20 protein-coding genes are annotated in these 17,858 nt (G+C 43.2%); 15 read left to right on the top strand and 5 right to left on the bottom strand.

Annotated features, from left to right (window positions below; translation table 11 throughout):
- Positions 1-214 precede the first annotated feature (214 nt).
- Genes G586_RS0120805 through G586_RS0120790 form a run of 4 tightly spaced genes read left to right on the top strand, consistent with a single transcriptional unit; the run spans position 215 to position 2,933 of the window.
- Positions 215-1,129, top strand: a complete 915-nt coding sequence (locus tag G586_RS0120805; protein ID WP_026529245.1) for an ABC transporter ATP-binding protein — start codon at positions 215-217, stop codon at positions 1,127-1,129.
- A complete protein-coding gene (locus G586_RS0120800; protein ID WP_026529244.1) occupies positions 1,129-2,040 on the top strand; it encodes an ABC transporter permease in 912 nt (303 codons plus the stop codon). Before G586_RS0120805 ends, G586_RS0120800 begins: the two co-directional genes overlap by 1 nt.
- The gene (locus G586_RS0120795; protein WP_026529243.1) at positions 2,040-2,489 is read left to right on the top strand and encodes a LytTR family DNA-binding domain-containing protein; all 450 of its coding nucleotides are present in this window, start codon (positions 2,040-2,042) and stop codon (positions 2,487-2,489) included. The genes G586_RS0120800 and G586_RS0120795 overlap by 1 nt, the downstream gene beginning before the upstream one ends.
- 21 nt (positions 2,490-2,510) lie before the next feature.
- On the top strand, positions 2,511-2,933 hold the full coding sequence (locus G586_RS0120790; RefSeq protein ID WP_026529242.1) for a DUF3021 family protein: 423 nt from the start codon (positions 2,511-2,513) through the stop codon (positions 2,931-2,933).
- 28 nt (positions 2,934-2,961) lie between these two features.
- Here the strand turns inward: G586_RS0120790 and G586_RS0120785 are convergent, their stop codons facing one another.
- Positions 2,962-4,044 carry an NAD(P)H-dependent flavin oxidoreductase gene (locus tag G586_RS0120785; protein WP_026529241.1) on the bottom strand — a complete coding sequence of 361 codons (1,083 nt, stop codon included), beginning with the start codon at positions 4,042-4,044 and terminating at the stop codon, positions 2,962-2,964.
- 331 nt (positions 4,045-4,375) lie between these two features.
- On the opposite strand from G586_RS0120785, the gene G586_RS0120780 reads away from it, so the two are divergent.
- Both G586_RS0120780 and G586_RS0120775 read left to right on the top strand, forming a co-directional pair.
- Positions 4,376-5,422, top strand: a complete 1,047-nt coding sequence (locus G586_RS0120780; RefSeq protein WP_026529240.1) for a M42 family metallopeptidase — start codon at positions 4,376-4,378, stop codon at positions 5,420-5,422.
- Positions 5,423-5,489: 67 nt separating this feature from the next.
- Positions 5,490-6,005, top strand: a complete 516-nt coding sequence (locus G586_RS0120775) for a GNAT family N-acetyltransferase (RefSeq protein WP_196811665.1) — start codon at positions 5,490-5,492, stop codon at positions 6,003-6,005.
- Between the two features lie 45 nt (positions 6,006-6,050).
- Here G586_RS0120775 and G586_RS0120770 read toward each other — a convergent pair whose 3' ends face one another.
- A complete protein-coding gene (locus G586_RS0120770) occupies positions 6,051-6,821 on the bottom strand; it encodes a type III pantothenate kinase (RefSeq protein ID WP_026529238.1) in 771 nt (256 codons plus the stop codon).
- A gap of 153 nt (positions 6,822-6,974) precedes the next feature.
- On the opposite strand from G586_RS0120770, the gene coaBC reads away from it, so the two are divergent.
- Both coaBC and G586_RS0120760 read left to right on the top strand, forming a co-directional pair.
- Positions 6,975-8,177 carry a bifunctional phosphopantothenoylcysteine decarboxylase/phosphopantothenate--cysteine ligase CoaBC gene (gene coaBC, locus G586_RS0120765; RefSeq protein ID WP_026529237.1) on the top strand — a complete coding sequence of 401 codons (1,203 nt, stop codon included), beginning with the start codon at positions 6,975-6,977 and terminating at the stop codon, positions 8,175-8,177.
- A gap of 26 nt (positions 8,178-8,203) precedes the next feature.
- Positions 8,204-9,259 carry a zinc finger Ran-binding domain-containing protein gene (locus G586_RS0120760; protein ID WP_026529236.1) on the top strand — a complete coding sequence of 352 codons (1,056 nt, stop codon included), beginning with the start codon at positions 8,204-8,206 and terminating at the stop codon, positions 9,257-9,259.
- Between the two features lie 91 nt (positions 9,260-9,350).
- On the opposite strand, the gene G586_RS0120755 is transcribed toward G586_RS0120760, so the two are convergent.
- From G586_RS0120755 to G586_RS0120745, 3 genes are read right to left on the bottom strand one after another with little or no spacing between them, the layout of a single operon-like run.
- Entirely contained in the window at positions 9,351-10,178 is an 828-nt protein-coding gene (locus G586_RS0120755; RefSeq protein ID WP_026529235.1) for an energy-coupling factor transporter transmembrane component T family protein, read from the bottom strand.
- A complete protein-coding gene (locus G586_RS0120750; RefSeq protein ID WP_026529234.1) occupies positions 10,171-11,895 on the bottom strand; it encodes an ABC transporter ATP-binding protein in 1,725 nt (574 codons plus the stop codon). The genes G586_RS0120755 and G586_RS0120750 overlap by 8 nt, the downstream gene beginning before the upstream one ends.
- A complete protein-coding gene (locus G586_RS0120745) occupies positions 11,892-12,443 on the bottom strand; it encodes an ECF-type riboflavin transporter substrate-binding protein (RefSeq protein WP_026529233.1) in 552 nt (183 codons plus the stop codon). Before G586_RS0120745 ends, G586_RS0120750 begins: the two co-directional genes overlap by 4 nt.
- 278 nt (positions 12,444-12,721) lie before the next feature.
- Between G586_RS0120745 and G586_RS24325 the strand changes: the two genes are divergently transcribed.
- The 7 genes from G586_RS24325 (at position 12,722) to G586_RS0120710 (ending at position 17,591) form a co-directional block, all read left to right on the top strand.
- Positions 12,722-13,456 (top strand): sensor histidine kinase, encoded by a 735-nt coding sequence (locus G586_RS24325; RefSeq protein ID WP_155834319.1) that lies wholly within the window; start codon positions 12,722-12,724, stop codon positions 13,454-13,456.
- Between the two features lie 98 nt (positions 13,457-13,554).
- On the top strand, positions 13,555-14,034 hold the full coding sequence (locus G586_RS0120735; RefSeq protein WP_026529232.1) for an NfeD family protein: 480 nt from the start codon (positions 13,555-13,557) through the stop codon (positions 14,032-14,034).
- 191 nt (positions 14,035-14,225) lie between these two features.
- Entirely contained in the window at positions 14,226-15,188 is a 963-nt protein-coding gene (gene floA / locus G586_RS0120730; RefSeq protein WP_026529231.1) for a flotillin-like protein FloA, read from the top strand.
- Positions 15,189-15,347: 159 nt separating this feature from the next.
- Positions 15,348-16,085: a LytR/AlgR family response regulator transcription factor gene (locus G586_RS0120725; protein ID WP_035773872.1), complete on the top strand. Its 738-nt coding sequence runs from the start codon at positions 15,348-15,350 to the stop codon at positions 16,083-16,085.
- Between the two features lie 138 nt (positions 16,086-16,223).
- The gene (locus G586_RS0120720) at positions 16,224-16,778 is read left to right on the top strand and encodes a DUF3990 domain-containing protein (RefSeq protein ID WP_026529229.1); all 555 of its coding nucleotides are present in this window, start codon (positions 16,224-16,226) and stop codon (positions 16,776-16,778) included.
- Positions 16,779-16,909: 131 nt separating this feature from the next.
- Positions 16,910-17,209, top strand: a complete 300-nt coding sequence (locus G586_RS24320) for an immunity protein Imm33 domain-containing protein (protein ID WP_035773870.1) — start codon at positions 16,910-16,912, stop codon at positions 17,207-17,209.
- 127 nt (positions 17,210-17,336) lie between these two features.
- The gene (locus G586_RS0120710) at positions 17,337-17,591 is read left to right on the top strand and encodes a hypothetical protein (protein WP_026529228.1); all 255 of its coding nucleotides are present in this window, start codon (positions 17,337-17,339) and stop codon (positions 17,589-17,591) included.
- Positions 17,592-17,858 lie beyond the last annotated feature (267 nt).

Below are 17,858 nucleotides of genomic sequence, written 5' to 3'. Positions count from 1 at the left end.
GAGATAGAATGAGAAAACGGACCGTTCTTTAAAATGGAACAGTCTGTTTTTTTGCCCTATTTCGCATTTATCGAAGATGCCTTTCCATACTTTCAATCATGAAAAATGCAACTTACCCCTTCAAAATTACAACTTACTTTCAAATCCGTTTCCCACAAACAACATATGGATTATTATCCGATTATCAGATGAGAAAACAATTGAGGAGGCGGCGATGAATTCTATAGAGATGAAAGATCTTACAAAAAGATACGGGAAATTTTATGCGGTTGATAATCTTAGTTTTGAAATAAAGCAGGGCGATTTTGTCGGATTCCTGGGAGTGAACGGAGCGGGCAAATCCACCACGGTAAACATGCTATCGACGATACTTACTCCTGATGGCGGGGAAGCTTATCTGTGCGGATATAAGCTCGGCAAAGAGGATATGGAAATAAGAAGGTCAATAGGTGTTGTATATCAGTCGAATGTTCTGGATGACTTATTCACAGTTAGAGAGAATATTGTTACAAGATCAAGAATGCTTGGACTTGATGACAGCACTATAAAAAGCAGGTTGTCCGACCTATCTGACATTTTGAAGCTGTCCGATATTATGGACAAGCGTTACAAGGTTCTTTCGGGAGGTCAGAAGAGGCGATGCGAAATCGCATTTGCACTTATGCATTCACCGAAGATTCTTTTCCTGGACGAGCCTACAACAGGTCTTGATCCCGCCACAAGAGTTGATGTTTGGGAAGCTGTTGAGATGCTTCGCGCGAACACTGATATGACTGTTTTTCTTACAACTCACTACATGGAGGAAGCGCAGTCCGCTGACAAGATCATCATCATCAGTAAGGGAAAAAAGCTTGCGGAGGGAACTCCTTTTGAATTAAAGGAACGTTTTGCTAAAGACAGTTTGAAGCTCTATTTTACTGAGAACAATCGCGACAGGGTTGTGGATATCATCGGAAAAGACAGACTTATTTCCACATCCTACGGAGGGTGCGTGGAGTCAAACAATCCCTTTGCGGCAGCTGAAACCGCAAGTAGGCTGCAGGGCATAGTTGATGGTTTTGAGATAATTCAGGGAAAAATGGATGACGTATTTTTAAATGTTACTAACCAGTATGGGAGGGCAGTATAATGAGAAGTTTTCTTGCGATAAATAAAAGAAATGTCAGTTTATATTTTAGGGATTATTCAGCTGTATTTTTCTCACTTCTTTCAATGATGATAATAATTTTGCTGATGGTATTTTTCCTCGGTGATATCAACAATGGTGATCTGATTGATGCCATTAAGCTTGTTCCCGGAAGAGGTGGCGAGAGCGATGTAAATACCATAAATAACTTCAGTTTCCTCTGGACCTGCGCCGGAATACTTACTATAAATGCTTCAACTGTCACTCACGCATTTTATTCAAACATGATCAAGGACAGAACCGGAAATCGCCTTAATTCACTCCTTGTCATGCCTGTGAAAAGACCTGTCTTTGTGCTTGGTTACATATCAGGAGCATGGATTGCCGGAGTGATCATGAGTATCGCAACCTTTGCTGTAACTGAGATCATAGGTGTGGCGAAGGGAATGGAGGTGCTTTCTTTTGCAACACATCTAAGACTTCTTCTTTTGATCATGCTTAATACATTTGTTTATTCAACGATCATGTTTGCCCTTGCTTCAGTTATAAAAAGCCAGAGTGCATGGAGCGGAATTGGAATAATTCTTGGTACACTTTCAGGATTTCTTGGCGGAATCTATTTTCCTATCGGTTCCATGAGCGATACGATGCAGAAGGTTGTTAAGTGTTTCCCGTTTATTTATGGCACATCGCTTTTCAGAAAAGTAATGCTGATGCCGATTGAGAATTCACTATTTGACGGAACTCCTGAGGTTATCAGAGAGGAAGTCGATAAGGCAATGGGAATGAATCTTTTCATGGGCAATAGCCAATTGTCCGAGCCTTTAAAAGTGGTTATACTAATTAGTGTTGGGGTATTCTTTATCATTCTCTCGACAATCATCTTATCAATCAGCAAGAAGAAAGACAGATAATGAAAATAACAATTGAAACGCCGTTACCCGGTGAAGAAGATGAAATCATAATAAGGATGGCCGAATTGGACGACGAGGTCTTAAAAACGATCCGTCGTCTTAAGGATGGCGTGAGCAAGGAAACCATGGCGGTTTATGCGGATGAGAGCATCAGAATGGTGCCTACCAGGGATATCTTGTATTTTGATGCTACCGACAATCACGTCTTTGCTTACACGAAAAATGACTGCTTTGATACAAGGAAAAAGCTCTTCGAAATTGAAGAGCTTCTTTCTGAGTCTTCATTTTTGAGAATATCCAAAAATGCCATAGTTAACATTAAAACCATCGACCATCTCAGTCCTGAGTTCAATGGACGATTTATCGCAAGCCTTAAAAATGGTGAGGATATCATTATCTCAAGAGGATATGTTCCGGCACTGAAGAAAAAGCTTGGCATTGGGAAATAAGACGGAGGATTTTAATACATTATGAAGAATTTTATTTCTGATTTTCTAAAATGGTTTTTAATCATAAATACTGGGATTATGTTTGTTGTCTGGATCGCAATTTTTAAGTACGACGAAATCTGGACGGATATAATACCTCAGATTTTCGGGGCTAGCTTTTTGACTTCACTTGTGACAACAGCCTACTTTTCATACAATCCCAAAAAGCCAATAAGTGTGCCAGGGAGGATCCTTCTGACCTGCGTGCATTATCTGTGCCTTTGCGTAATCATAATGGTTCTTGGAATTTTCTTTGACTGGTTTGACCCTACTCTAAAGGGAGCGCTGTCAGTAATTGTCAGTGTGGCGGTAGTATATTTTATTGCAACCGTTACGTCATATATACTCTCAAAAGGTGAGGCAGATGAAATGACTGATGCCTTGAAAAAATATAAGGATGAGTGATAGAAGATTAAATGGGAGTGTACCGGAATCAAGTCCGGCATACTCCCATTTCATTATTGAAATCGGTGAGGAGTTCATTTATAAGTTCCTTTACTGGCACGATTTCTTTTACTCTTTTAGCGTTTTCACCGCAGAAAAACAGTCCTTCTTCCCTGTTTCCTTCAACCGCTGAAATCAGGGCCCTGCTTATGCAATAGGGAATGTTTTCACCCTTGGGGCAGGCTGTGAGGCAGCTGTTACATTTCTGGGCAAAGAAGGTTTTGTCTTTTTCTAAGTTTTCAAGAAGCGGGGTATAGATAGCTCTAGCGGGCATACCTACGGGGCTTTTGATTATGCGGATGTCTTCCTCCTTTGAATCAACGATTACCTGTTTGAAGACATCGTGTGCATCACATTCATCTGTGGCGATGAAGCGTGTGCCTATCTGCACGCCATCGGCGCCTGCTTTGATGGCTTCTGCCATATCTTTTCCGTCAAAAATTCCGCCGCCAAGAAAGACGCGAATGTTTTTCTTAAACTCCTCCTCGAAGGGTTTTATCACTTCCTTTACTTCTTTTAGAATTTCAAGGTTTGGCTGGCAGGTCTGGGCCTCCAGGTCATTGGCTGAAAAGCCAAGATGTCCGCCTGCTTCATGGCCTTCAATTACGATAAAATCCGGAAGAGAGCCGGCTTTTTTGATGAAGGATTTGCACAGAAGCATGGCTGCTCTTTTACTGGAAACAATAGGAGCAAACAGTGTCTTGCTGCCCTTAACAAGTTCTGCGAGATTGAGGGGAAGTCCCGCGCCGGAGATGATGGCATCTGCCCCTGCAGCTACTGCAGCCTTTACTGTCTCCTCATAGTGACTTACCGCAACCATGATATTTACGCCAATGAGACCATTTCCCTGAGAAATTTCTTTTGCTCTCTCAATGTGCTTCTTGAGGGCTCTGATGTTAGCCTCGAAAGGGTTTGTGAGAAAATCTGGTTCTTTGAAGCCGATGTTTACTGAGCTTATAACGCCCATGCAGCCTTCCTTTGCAACGTTTCCTGCAAGCTCTGAAAGGGATACACCGACGCCCATTCCGCCCTGAATGATTGCATGCTGCAGTTCTTTTCCATTGATATCCATATTAATCTCCCTTGTATGTGATATTTATAGTAGTCATGTATTTACTGCTCTGGTGGCTCCTTTCTTAGGAAAGTGAGAGCAGAAATAGTTTTGAATACTATGTGATATAGTTAAATAAAATATAGTTAAATTTGATTGAGATATTATACCTAAAAGAGTCTCTTGTCAATGCCTCGTATGAGAGCGTAATGGGACGGATTCATAAGTGCTGCATGGATTTTTTGGTGCTATAATAGGTTTTAGGCCTGCAAATGACCTGATCATGGGGAATTCTTTTGGGTACTCATTTTTGAATTCGAACTTGTTCCCGGAAAGTATAAGAGGAAAAAACATGAAAAAGATATCATTAACTAAATACACAGATTTTATAGTGAAAGAAACAACAGAGCTTCTTAATATTGATTCACCTACAGGCTACACAGAGGAAGCTGCCAAGTGGGTTAAAAAGGAATTTGAGAAGCTTGGCTTTAAGGCAACTCTTACTAATAAGGGCGGAGTTATTGTTGATCTTACAGGAAAAGACAAAAAGGACGGCCTTCTTTTAGAGGCTCATGTTGATACACTTGGCGGAATGGTTGCCACGATCAAGGAAAACGGAAGACTTCAGCTAACCAATCTTGGCGGAATGAATCCGAACAATGCCGAGACTGAGAACGTTCGTGTTGTGACTAAGTTCGACGGAATCTATGAGGGAACCTTCCAGCTCAATAATGCATCAATTCATGTAAACGGTGACTATGACGATGAGAAGAGAACCTGGGAGAGCTGCGAGGTTGTTCTTGATGAGGATGTTAAGAATAAGGCTGACACCATGAAGCTTGGAATTTCGGTCGGAGATATCGTTTGCTTTGAACCCAACGTAAGAGTTACAAAATCAGGATACATCAAGTCCAGATTCCTTGATGATAAGCTCAGTGTCGGAATTCTTCTTGGTCTTGCTAAATATATCAAGGAGAAGAAGGTTACTCCTAAGAGAGCTCTTTATGCTCACATCACTGTCTTTGAAGAGGTTGGACACGGTGGATGCGGCAGTGTTCCCGAGGGTTGCACTGAGGCAATCTCAGTTGATATGGGTTGCGTAGGCGATGGCCTTACCTGCACTGAGAAACAGGTTTCCATCTGTGCTAAGGACAGCGGTGGCCCTTACAGCTATGAGATTGTTAAGGGACTTGTGGAGGCTGCCAAGGAGAGCGGCGCAGATTATGCCGTGGATATTTATCCTCACTACGGAAGCGATGTTGAGGCAACTCTTCGCTCCGGAAACGACTTAAAGCACGGACTTATTGGCGCCGGTGTTTATGCTTCACATGGATATGAAAGAAGTCACAGAGACGGAGCTGAAAATGTTCTGAGACTCTTGATCCAGTATGTGCTGTGATTGATTCGGTATGCGTTGAAATTGGTTTGCCGGAAAATAGTTATGATTTTGTTTGGGGAAAGTAGATATGGGGAATATAAAAATTAGCGACAAATTTGAGTTTCGCACCATAAAGTTTGAAGAAGCAGTTGAAGCTGCTGTGGTTGAGAGTATTTGCTTTCCGCCAAATGAAGCCTGCTCTGAGAAAAACATGATAGCTAGAGTTAAGGCAGCAGGTGACTTTTTCCTTGTGGCTATAAATAAAGAGACGGGGAAAATTGCAGGATTTCTAAATGGTATTGCTTCAGATGAGCAGGTTCTTCGCGATGATTTTTTTACTGATGCAAATAACCATAATCCGAATGGAGAGAATGTGATGATTGCAGGTCTTGCAGTACTTCCCGAGTTTCGCGGGACCGGACTTGCAAGAACACTTGTTGAACATTATCGGGAAAGAGAAACAAGACGCGGTAGAAAGCGCCTTGTTCTCACCTGTCTCGATGAAAAGGTCGGTATGTATCAGCACTTCGGCTTCAGAGATCTCGGCGAATCCGAATCCGTATGGGGCGGAGAGAAGTGGCACGAGATGGACATGGTGCTGTAGACTGTGACGCCCTAAATGTTTCGTTCAAGATATCATGAGGCTATATCAGGCCTTTTTGTTTCTGTCGTATAACAGCTGAAGTCCTCTGATGAGGATGTCAGGTTCTAAATTGAAATCTCTTTTACAATATGGTGCAACCAGAGAGCTTACTCCGCCTGTAAGAACAGCGCTTACGGGCTTTCCAAGCTCTTCTTCCACTCTATCGATGATGCCGTCAAGCATTGCCGCGCATCCTATAAGGGCACCGGAACGCATGGAATCAACGGTGTTAGTGCCGAGGACATTTGCTTTTTCTGTGAGATCGATATTGGGAAGCTGTGCTGCCAGAGATGAAAGGGCGTTTACGGATACCCAGAGACCCGGCATGATCATACCACCGATGTAGCTGCCGTTCTCATCAATAACAGTCATGGTGGTTGCTGTACCCATATCAACGATGGCGATGGGGAGCTTGTACTTTGCTCTAGCGGCAACAGCGCCGACAATAAGGTCGCTTCCTACTGCTTTGGGATTATCTGTGCGGATATCGAGTCCTGTATCCATATCGGGACCAACCACCAGGATGTCGATACCTGTAAGTATTTTTACAGCCTGCGGAAGAACTGTCTGAAGATAGGGTACGACGGATGAGATGATGCCGCCTTCAATCTCCGAGATTTCTACGTGGTGCATGTTTAAGATGCCCTGAAGATCAAGGGCGTACTGATCTGCAGTCTTGTTGCGGTCAGTTGCAAGTCTCACTGAAAATTTCTCAACTCCGTTCTCGACTCCGCCAAGAACAATATTTGTATTTCCTACATCTATAGCCAGAATCATGAAAAATTCCTCCAAAATCTTAATTATGTGGTAAAAACCAAACTGATTATAACATAGGAAAATTTGACTTCAAGCTAAGTTTTCTTGCATTTATGCCCTATTGTGATAGAGTTAATTCGAATTGTTTATTATTTTCAAGGAGATAGATTTATTATGCTCAAAGATAAAAATATAGTACTCGGAGTAACCGGAGGAATAGCCTGTTATAAAGCGTGCGAGCTGGCTTCTTTGCTGGTAAAGCAGCATGCGAACGTTCAGGTCATCATGACTGAAAATGCCACAAAGTTTGTGACGCCGATTACATTTGAACAGCTCACAGGGAATAAGGCTTTGACAGACACTTTTGACAGGAACTTCGTGCACAGCGTTGAGCATATTTCCGTTGCGGAAAAAGCTGACATGGTGATAATCGCACCTGCTACGGCTAACATAATTGCTAAGCTTGCAAATGGTATCGCAGATGACATGCTGACAACAACAGTGCTTGCCTGCAGATGCCCCAAGGCAATCTCACCGTCCATGAACACAGCGATGCTTGAAAATCCCGTAACTCAGGATAATATTGAAAAGCTTCGCCACTACGGATGGGAGATCATAGAGCCTGACAGCGGACGCCTTGCCTGCGGAGCAGTAGGAAAAGGAAAGCTGCCTTCACCTGAGACTCTCTTGGAAGTATGTCTTCATACCGCTGCTTTTGAGAAGGATATGACAGGTAAGAAGGTTCTGGTAACTGCAGGACCCACCCGGGAAGCACTGGATCCGGTTAGGTTTTTGACAAATCATTCCACAGGAAAGATGGGCTACGCCATCGCTAAGGCCGCCGCAAGAAGAGGCGCTGAGGTAACTCTTGTATCGGGTCCTACGAATCTTCCTAAGCCTGCCTATGTGAATGTTGTCGACATTGTTTCGGCGCAGGATATGTATGAAGCTGTGATGGCAAATTTTGACTCTGCAGATATCGTGATAAAGTCAGCAGCTGTTGCGGACTACAGACCTGCTACTGTTGCAGATAACAAGATTAAAAAAGGTGACGGTGATATGTCGATTCCCCTTGAGAGGACGACAGATATCATAAAGACACTGGGAGAGAAGAAGAGAGACAACCAGTTTTTATGTGGCTTCTCCATGGAGACTGAGAACATGATTGAGAATTCCAAGGCAAAGCTTGCTAAGAAAAATCTCGACATGATCGCGGCTAACAACGTTAAGGTTGAGGGTGCGGGATTTGGCACAGATACCAATATCCTGACGCTCATTACAGGGGAGGACCAGAAGGAGCTTCCTATCATGAGTAAGGATGAGGCAGCGAATGCTCTTCTTGATGAGATCCTTAAGAGAATGGATAATAGGGGCTGATATTATTTTCGAAAATGAGGTATTGAATGGCAGATAAAATTGTAATGGGGTACTGGGATTGTCCGTCCTGTGGAAGTACGGGCATTCCGGGAACAACGTATGACTGTCCTAACTGCGGAAGGCAGAGGGGCAAGGAGACAAAGTTTTACATGAAAGCCGGGAAGGTGGAATATGTTCCCGGGCATAAGGTTGTAGGTGCTGACTGGTACTGCGAATACTGCGGCGCATTAAATACGGCTGCGAGGACAACCTGTGAAAACTGTGGAGCACCTAAGGCGGAAAGCAAGGATGATTACTTTTCACTAAAAGAGCAAAAACCAAAGCCCGCACCGAGTCCTGTGCAGAATAACATTCAGGCTTCTCCGGATCAGAATAAGAAAATACCGATTTGGATGTGGATTGTTCTGGGGCTTGTGGTTTCGGTGACCTTATCAAATGTGCTGTCGGCATGGTTCAATAAGCCGAGGGATTACACCTTTGATGTGCAGGAGATGACCTGGGAGAATTCGATTGAGATTGAGGATTACCGGACGTTTCGGGAATCGGATTGGAATCTTCCAAGTGGGGCACGGCTAGCGTATACTGCTTCGGAAATTCGAAGCTATGAGTCAGTTCTCGATCACTATGAATCGGTCACTAAGTCAAGGACAGTTCAGGATGGTGGGCATTATGAGACAAGCTATTCGGACAACGGAGATGGAACCTTCACTGAGCATGAAACCTATGTGCCGGATTACACAACCGAGTACTACGAGGAAGATGAGCCTGTTTACAGGCAGGAACCGATCTACGACACAAAGTATTACTACGACATAGACAGATGGACTTACGAGAAAACAGAGACCGCATCAGGAAATGACAAGAATCCATATTGGCCGACCCTTAATCTAAGTGATAAGGAAAGAGAAGCGGGCCGCGAATCAAAGTACACCATGAGCGGAACCCTGCATTACAAATCTTTCGGCAAGGATAAGGAAAAGCAGCAAACCTATGAGATTCAGGAATCCTGGTGGAGAGATATCAAGAAAGGCCAGACAATAGAGCTAACTCTTGAGGGAGATAAGCTCACAGAGTGGAAATAATGATAAAGTTAAGGCGCCTTCACATTACGTGGAGGCGCCATTTTTTACTTAGAAATATAATGTGCATGATTTGGAATGCCGTGTAATTCCATTATTTAAAAGGATTATAGAATCTGCTTCCGTTTACTACTGTCAGCGTGATGGAAATTACAAGCAGAAGCGCGCAGACAGCAATACTTATATAATCCAAAGCTTTGAAGGGCCTGGCCATGTACCAGGTTCTTTTTTTATTTTTACCAAAGCATCTTAGTTCCATAGCATTGGAGATGATCTCGATTCTGTCCATGCTACTAAGGATAAGCGGAACAAGAATTGCAGATGCTGACTTCAGTCTGTGTATAAGAGATGCCTTTTTACTGAGTTCGATGCCCCTTGCCTGGGATGCCTGACTGATTTCGTGATATTGCTTTTGGATGTCAGGTATGTAGCGAAGCGCCAGCGCAACCGAATAGGATACTGAATAGCTGACACCGATCTTGTTCAGGGATGCAGCGAATTCGCTTGGGTTTGTGGTGCAGACAAAGAGGAGCACAAAAGGAATGGTTGCAAAGTATTTCAGTATATAGTTGAGCTGGAAAAAGAGCTGCTCTGCTGTCGGTGCGAAGTGTCCGGACATTCCGAACAGATAAGTGCAGGTACCGTAAACCTCTGTGCCGTGATGAGGTGAAAACAGGTAGACAAGTATTGTATTGAGTACCAGGAACACCAATGTAAACCACAGCATAAAGGAAACATCTTTTACTCCAATCTTGCCCACAGGGAAAAGCGCGATTCCAAGAACTGCAAGTACCGCAAGAAGCCTTGTGTCATAGGAGGTCATAGCTGCAAGACTCCAGAGAAAAAGGCATACCAGTTTCGTGGCTCCCGTGAGATCGTGTATTGGTGATTTCTTTTCGATATAGTTAAAAAGATTATTCATGTTTTCTTACGTTTTCCCTCTCATAATCGATGAAATTCTGAACGAATCCTGTGCCATCTTCGATATCGCAGATGCCTGCAAGGTGGTAAAGACTGGTTTCCTTTAGGCTTGCTCTGTCAACGATTTCCTTATTCGTAAGGACCTCTGCACAGCTTTTGTCAGCTATTATCATTCCATCTGAAAAGACGATGCTTCTGTTTGCGTATTCAAGCATTAGATGCATGTCGTGGGTGATCATGATTATGGTGATACCACGCTCGTTAAGGCTCTTTAAGAATTCCATGATTCTTGTATAGTTTCTGTAATCCTGCCCTGCTGTGGGTTCATCTAAGATCATGACCTCGGGCTCCAGAACCAGGATTGAGCATATGGTTACTCTCTTTTTCTGACCATAGCTAAGTGCTGAGATCGGCCAGTTGCGCATCTTATAAAGACCGCAGATCTTAAGGGATTTTTCCACTCGTTCCTTAACTTCATCATCGGGAACACCTCGAAGCCTGAGGCCCATCGCGACCTCATCAAATATCATGACCTGTGAGATCATCTGATTTGGATTCTGCATTACATAGCCCACGTGCTCAGCTCGCTCTTTGATGGAAAGGGTTATGAAGTCTTTTCCGTCAAAGATGATTTCACCAAAGTCCTCTTTTTCCATTCCGCAGATTACCTTGGAAAAGGTGGATTTACCGGCGCCGTTTGTACCGACAATGGCAAGCATTTCACCCTTTTTGATGCTTACGGAAATGTTGCGAAGAGTTTGCTTTTCGGTTTTCTCGTAGGTAAAAGATAAGTCCTTTACATCCAGGAGTGCATTCTGAGGTGCGGAATTGCTCTCTTTTCGGTTTTTTATGAAAAACTCATGAACCTTTTGTTTGTCATCATCAGACAGCGCAAGGCCATCCAAAGATGATGGATGTATGGAAGCGTTCACATTCACGCCTGCGTATTTAAGGCAGGTGAGATACAGAGGCTCACGGACTCCGCAATCAGAGAGATTTTCAGAGGACAGGAGCTCATCCGGAGTTGTGTCTGCAACAATGTGGCCCTCATTCATGAGAATGACTCTGTCAACAGGTCGGTGGAGCACATCTTCAAGACGGTGCTCGATTATGATAACCGCTGCCCCGGTTCTTTTCTGAAGGTCATCGATCAGCTCGATTGCCTGCTTACCTGTCTTGGGATCGAGATTTGCCAGTGGTTCGTCAAAGAGGAAAAGATCCACATCACTTGCCATGACGCCGCCCACAGATACGCGCTGCTTCTGACCGCCTGACAGCTCCGAGGGAGCATGACGAAGAACAGCCCGTAGATTTAGGATATCTGCGACTTTCAAGACACTCTCCTTCATCTCATCCTGAGGGATGCAGTCATTTTCCAGAGCAAATGCAAGGTCCTCTGCCACCGTCATTCCGACAAACTGTGCATCGCTGTCCTGGAGCACTGTACCTATTGTGTGTGATATGTCAAACAGGGACATGTCACGGGACTCTTTGCCGTTTATCAGAAGCGATCCGGTTATTTCACCTTTATATGAAAAGGGAATGAGACCGTTTATTAGATTTGCTATTGTGGATTTGCCGCATCCTGAGGGGCCTGCAATCAGCAGCTTTTCTCCCTTTCGGACTGTAAAACTAATATTATAGAGCGTAGGAGATGCCTGCGCTCTATACTGAAATCCAAGTTCTTTAAATTCAATGATTGGCTGTGTCTGTGTCAATTTTCTTCCTTTAAGCTTCCCTTCTTAGGGATTGCCTTTGAATATGCAATGCAAATGATAGTTCCAATGATTGCTGTTGTGATGATGTTAATGATCGCACCTGTAATACCCTGTACAAATACCTTGTTAGCGGGCTCTTTGTACATGAGAATGTCAAGAACGGGAGCAACCACTACCCATGCAATCACATGTGAAATAGCCTGACCAATGTTAAAGGTGATGATTCCCTTTGTACCAAACTCTCCCTCGTCAAGCTTGAGCTTCAGGGTAACAATGCCTACGAGGCAACCAAACACTGCAGAAGCGATAACCCAGCTCCACCATACTCCCCAGCCATAGCTGAAGTCTATGAAGAAGTGTCCGATAAGACCTGCAAGTGCACCGGCGATGGGTCCGAAAACGGCAGCGATAAATGCCAGAAGACCATACTGGATTGAGATGTTAGTGTTGGGTACAGGACTCGGTATTGCAACAAATCTTCCAAGGACAAAGAACAGTGCAGCACCGATACCAATAGCGACAATTGTTTTTACTGATAGTTTCTTCATACACATTCCTCCTAGTTATCACAATATAGATTTATTATACTACATTATGTAAGTAATTAAGTGCAGTAATTTGGATAAATGATTTAAAGATAAGATCTTGGAATAAATGATTTAAGAATATGTTTTGATAAATGATTTAGTGCATGGCCTTGACTTAATCATTTATCACGACTGCTTACTGACATTTCAGACTGCTTTTTGTATATTTGGGAGAATGCGAGTTGTTTTGGAATATCAGGGTGGTATTCTTTTTTCAGGAAGTGATCACGGAGGCAACCTTGGAAGCTATAAATATTTACCTTTTACTTTTAATAATATTGTCTGTTGTGCTTATGGCCTGTCTGGTCATACTGGCGAGAAGCTACCTTAGGCTCCTTGACAGAAACAAGTCGCTTGTGGAGACGGTCAGTAACCTTGGCGAATTAAATGACAGACTCAGGATGGACAGACATGATTACCTGAATCAGCTGCAGATTGTGTACGGTCTGATGGAGCTTGAAGAATATGATGAAATGAATTCTTATCTCCGGAAGGTTTACAAGGAACTACTAAAGACCGGGAAAGCAATCAAGACATCAAAGCCCGCTATAAACGCTCTTTTAGCTGCAAAATATGCTGAGTGCGATGCGAAGGGAATCGAGATGGTCATTGATGTGAAGTCCGATTTAAAGGATATCAAAATTGAGGACTGGGAGCTTTGCAAGGTGCTGTCGAACCTGACAGACAATGCCATAAGAGCACTTGTGGATTCAGAAGTTTCGGAAAAGCGGATTAGAGTAAACATCACCGAGACGAAGGATAAATACATCTTTGATGTGGAAAACAATGGGCCAGAGATTCCGGATGAAATCAGGGAGCATATTTTCAAAAAAGGATTCACCACTAAAAAGGGCGAAGGCCACGGAATGGGACTTGCGATCGTGTCAAAGATTCTGGAGGAGAGCGGTGGAGATATAAAGTTGGAAACAGAGGAAGGGAAGACGGTTTTTACAGTGGAATTAAAGAAGCTGTGAAACGGCTGGTAATTCGAGGAAGGTAAGATAGTTCTAAGGATAAGCCGTGAAGTGATAAGTGGTTTGATGAAGAATTATGGATAGAGAGGAGTATGGCCATGGGAGCAATACAGGTTTTGGGCATTGTGGTCCTGCTGGTTGGAATCATTCTGATCGGCATTGAGTTTTACATTCCGGGTTTTGGAATACCTGGGATAAGCGGCACCATTTTCACGGTGGCGGGAATATTCCTGACAGGAAGGAATATGTCAGAGAGAATAATTGTTGGGCTTGTTGCAATCATAGTAATTGCGATAATGCTGGTTGTGAGCATCATAGTGTTCAACTCTAAGAGCGTGAAATCGCCGATCAAGTTAGACACCGATCTTCCGGGCAAGAATCTTTTCATAGAAGAGAAGGATATGGAATATCTTGTTGGGAAAAGCGGAGTTGCGCTGACAGATCTCAGACCTTCGGGGAAAGGCGAGTTTGACGGTGTTAAGCTTGATATTATAACGAATGGTTATATAGCGAAGGGAGCTAAGCTCTCAATAACAGAGATAAAAAATAACAAGATTTTTGTGGATGAAGTCAGATAAAGCTAAGCAGATTTTTATGGATGAAGTCAGATAAAGCTAAGCAGATTTTTATGGATGAAGTCAGATAAAGCTAAGCGGATTTTTATGGATGAAATTAAGTATTGCTAAGCAGAGTTTTGTGATTTTGCCGTGAGGGAACATTAACATAGTGGTTGAAAAATGATTTAGCCGAAAGGCGAGGAGGGATTGAAATGAGCGCACCTATTATTATTGCAGTATTAGTTATAGTTTTACTGGTAGTATTTTTCTCAATCATACCTGTGGGTATGTGGATTTCAGCAATTGCCAGCGGAGTAAAGATTAGCGTCTTTTCACTTGTCGGAATGAAGCTGAGACGTGTAAGACCGGCATTCATCGTAAGACCCATGATCAAGGCTACAAAGGCCGGAATCCAGGTAACTTCCAATCAGCTTGAGGCACACTACCTTGCAGGCGGTAACGTAGATAGCGTTGTCAATGCACTTATCGCTGCAGAGCGTGCAGGCATGGACCTGACTTTTGAGCAGGCATCCGCAATAGACCTGGCCGGACGAGATGTCTTTGAGGCTGTTACCATGAGCGTTACTCCTAAGGTAATCGAGACACCTCAGATCTCAGCAGTTGCAAAGGATGGTATAGAGCTCCTGGTTAAGGCTCGTGTTACAGTTAGAACCAACATCGACCAGTTGATTGGTGGTGCAGGAGAGGCAACAGTTCTTGCAAGAATCGGTGAGGGTATCGTTACAACCGTAGGTTCCGCGAAGGCTCACAGCGATGTGCTTGAGAATCCCGATGAGATTTCAAAGGTGGTGCTTGAAAAAGGACTTGATTCCGGTACAGCATATGAGATTATTTCTATAGATATTGCTGACATCGATATTGGAAGAAACATTGGTGCAAATCTTCAGAGTCTTCAGGCTGAGGCTAATACCAAGATCGCTCAGGCTAAGGCTGAGGAGAGAAGGGCGATGGCTGTTGCACTTGAGCAGGAGATGAAAGCAGAGGTTGTTAAGGCTGAATCCGAAGTTCCGAAGGCAATGGCAGAGGCACTCAGATCAGGTAATCTGGGAGTTCTTGATTATTACAATCTTAAGAATGTTCAGGCTGACACCAAGATGAAGAATGACATCGGAAGTGGTATTAAGCAGTATGTTGACAGCAAGAAGGATAAGTAATGCATCGGAAGTAATGATAAGAAGTATGTTGACAGCAAGAAGGATAATAAAAATATAGGAAAAAAACCAAGTAAAAATCGTTAAAATGGGTACCAATGAATAAAAATCGTCGCTGCTGTAAAAATGTAGCGAGAAAAATTGATTAAAAGAGGCATAGGTATGCTTAAGGTTATGGTTGTTGAGGATGAGGAGCAGATTCGAATGATCCTCGGGAAAATGATAGAGAAAAATGAGGGCTGCGAGGTAGTGGCTTCCTGCGGGAATTTTGCATCTGCCATCAGTGATTTCATAAAGCTCCGTCCGCAGGTAGTTTTCATGGATATTGATCTTGGCGGTGACAGCGGACTTGAGTGCGCAAAGGCTATAACCGAAGTTGACCCCAAGGTGAAGATAGTTTTCGCGACAGCCCACAGTGAGTACATGGCTAATGCTTTTGAAATCTATGCCTTTGACTATCTGGTGAAGCCTTTTGATATGGAGAGGATTGCTAAGACTCTCGATAGGATAAAGAGCATGACAGAGGTGAAGAATCCGGCTGAGAATGATTCGGATGAGAAGAGCGAGTCTTCCCGCGGGAAGCTTATAATCCGCGGAAAGGAAGAAATCAATATCGTAAATGTTGCCGATATCATCATGATCGAGCGGACCGATGGCATGACAAGGATAGTTACAAAGGATGAGGTTTTCCTGACTTCGCAGTCCCTGGCAGCTCTTGAGGAAAAACTTGATCCCGAGCAGTTTATAAGATGCCATAAGTCATATATAATCAAGACAGATGCTGTTAAGAAGCTTGAAGTGTACGGCCGCTGGACCTACACGGTGAAGCTTAAGGATACAGATGAAACTGCACTTATGACTTCCGAGAAATATGATGAAATCAAGAGGAAGTTTTCGTGATGGCTGAGTGCTTTGACGGAAATAGCTATTGGTGAAAGGATGATGAGTTTTACAAGACAACTGCTATTGGCGAATGATGAGTTTTCCAAAGGCAATTGATATTTGGGAAGTGGATTCTGAGAAAAGGATGTTGGAACTATGAGAGTTTTTCATGCGGGGTACGATGAGATAAGAGATCCGGATATCCGAAGAGGCCGTGTTAATGCGGACTTCGGGCAGGGTTTTTATACAACAGATAACGAGGAATTTGCAAGGCGCTGGGTTCGAGAAAAACCCGGCGCTGCTGTGTTTGTAAATATCTATGAGCTCGATTTGGAAGGACTGAAGGTCAAGAGTTTTGAGAGGGATGGTGAGTGGTTTAGGTACGTCTTTTCCAACCGAAGATCCATGCCGGATGAACTTTCTGAGTATGACGTAATTGTAGGGCCGATCGCCAACGACACGATTTTCAATACTATGGGAATCATGACGAGCGGATATCTGTCTGACGATGAGGCTGTGCAGCTACTGACGATCGGACCTTTGTATAAGCAGGTTGTCATTAAGTCTGATAAGGCGAGAGCTGCTTTGAAGTTTGTGTCTGCGGAGACATTGCCTTTGGATGTCATAAAGGCTAACAAGGAGATACTTGCTGCGGACGAGGAGAAGTATATGACCGAGTTTGCGGAAGTGATGGAGAAAATCCAGGAGTAATTTCAGGAGAATTACAGGAGTAAATGCAGGGGGACATTGGCGTAAATACTAAGAGGAAAGGTGGTTAAAAGCTATGGGATTATTTGGGAGATTTAAGAAAAAAGGTGAGGAATCATTGAACACACCCCAATCTGGGTGGATGCATCATTACAAAATCTTTGTATGAGGGAACTTCAAATTTGAAATGGATTTTCAGAGAAGAAAGTGTCAATCCTTCTGATAATGGATGGAGAGCAATTGGCGATACAGATACGCAGGAATACATCAACACTCCAGGAAACAATCTGGTTGTTGATTTTGACCGTCTGGTTGAAATTGAACCTGCTGTGCTAGCTATTTATGACATGCCGGTTGGGGCAGACTTGGAATTCTGTGAGGATGAAACCGAAAGATATTTCATAGACAGTCATACTGGCAATAGAGTTGAGTAGGTTCATATCGTAGTGATTGCGTATATATCGTAGGGATTATACATATCGTAAGGATTATGCATATAGTAAGGATTATGTATATAGTAAGGATTATGTATATCGTGCGGATTACGTATAGAAGTGATGCATGGCATTATGCAATGTGACTTTTGGGTATTTCTTAGATTTTTCTGGAGGGATAAAGCTTGTAGCAGTGAAATGTGTAAAGGAGTTGGTTTCACTGCTTGACGGGGTGATTGTGGGCAGTGAAATGAAGAAAAGAGGTTGTTTCACTGCTGACAGGAAGAATTTTGGCAGTGAAATAAGGAAAAGAGGTTGTTTCACTGCTGGCAGGAAGAATTTGGGCAGTGAAATGAAGAAAAGAGGCTGTTTCACTGCTTGACGGAAAATTTAGAGCAGTGAAATAAGGAGAAGAGTTAGTTTCACTGCCAACATATAGAAATAGTCTATGAAATCGGTTATTCCAGGAGAATCATAGAGGATCATAGAAGGAGAATTATAGATTATCTATGAAAATAGAAATATTTCTGAAATCATAGACGGAAGAGGCCGCGAGTATCTGGGAAACAGCATTTCTAGGAAAATCATAGATTAAGAATTTTAGACTATCTATGAAAATAGGAATATTTCTGAAATCATAGACAGAAGA

This window comes from Butyrivibrio sp. VCD2006, from assembly GCF_000423925.1.
Lineage (GTDB): Bacteria > Bacillota > Clostridia > Lachnospirales > Lachnospiraceae > Butyrivibrio.
Note: the sequence above shows the minus strand (reverse complement) of the source record. Positions and strands in the feature narration are given on the sequence as shown.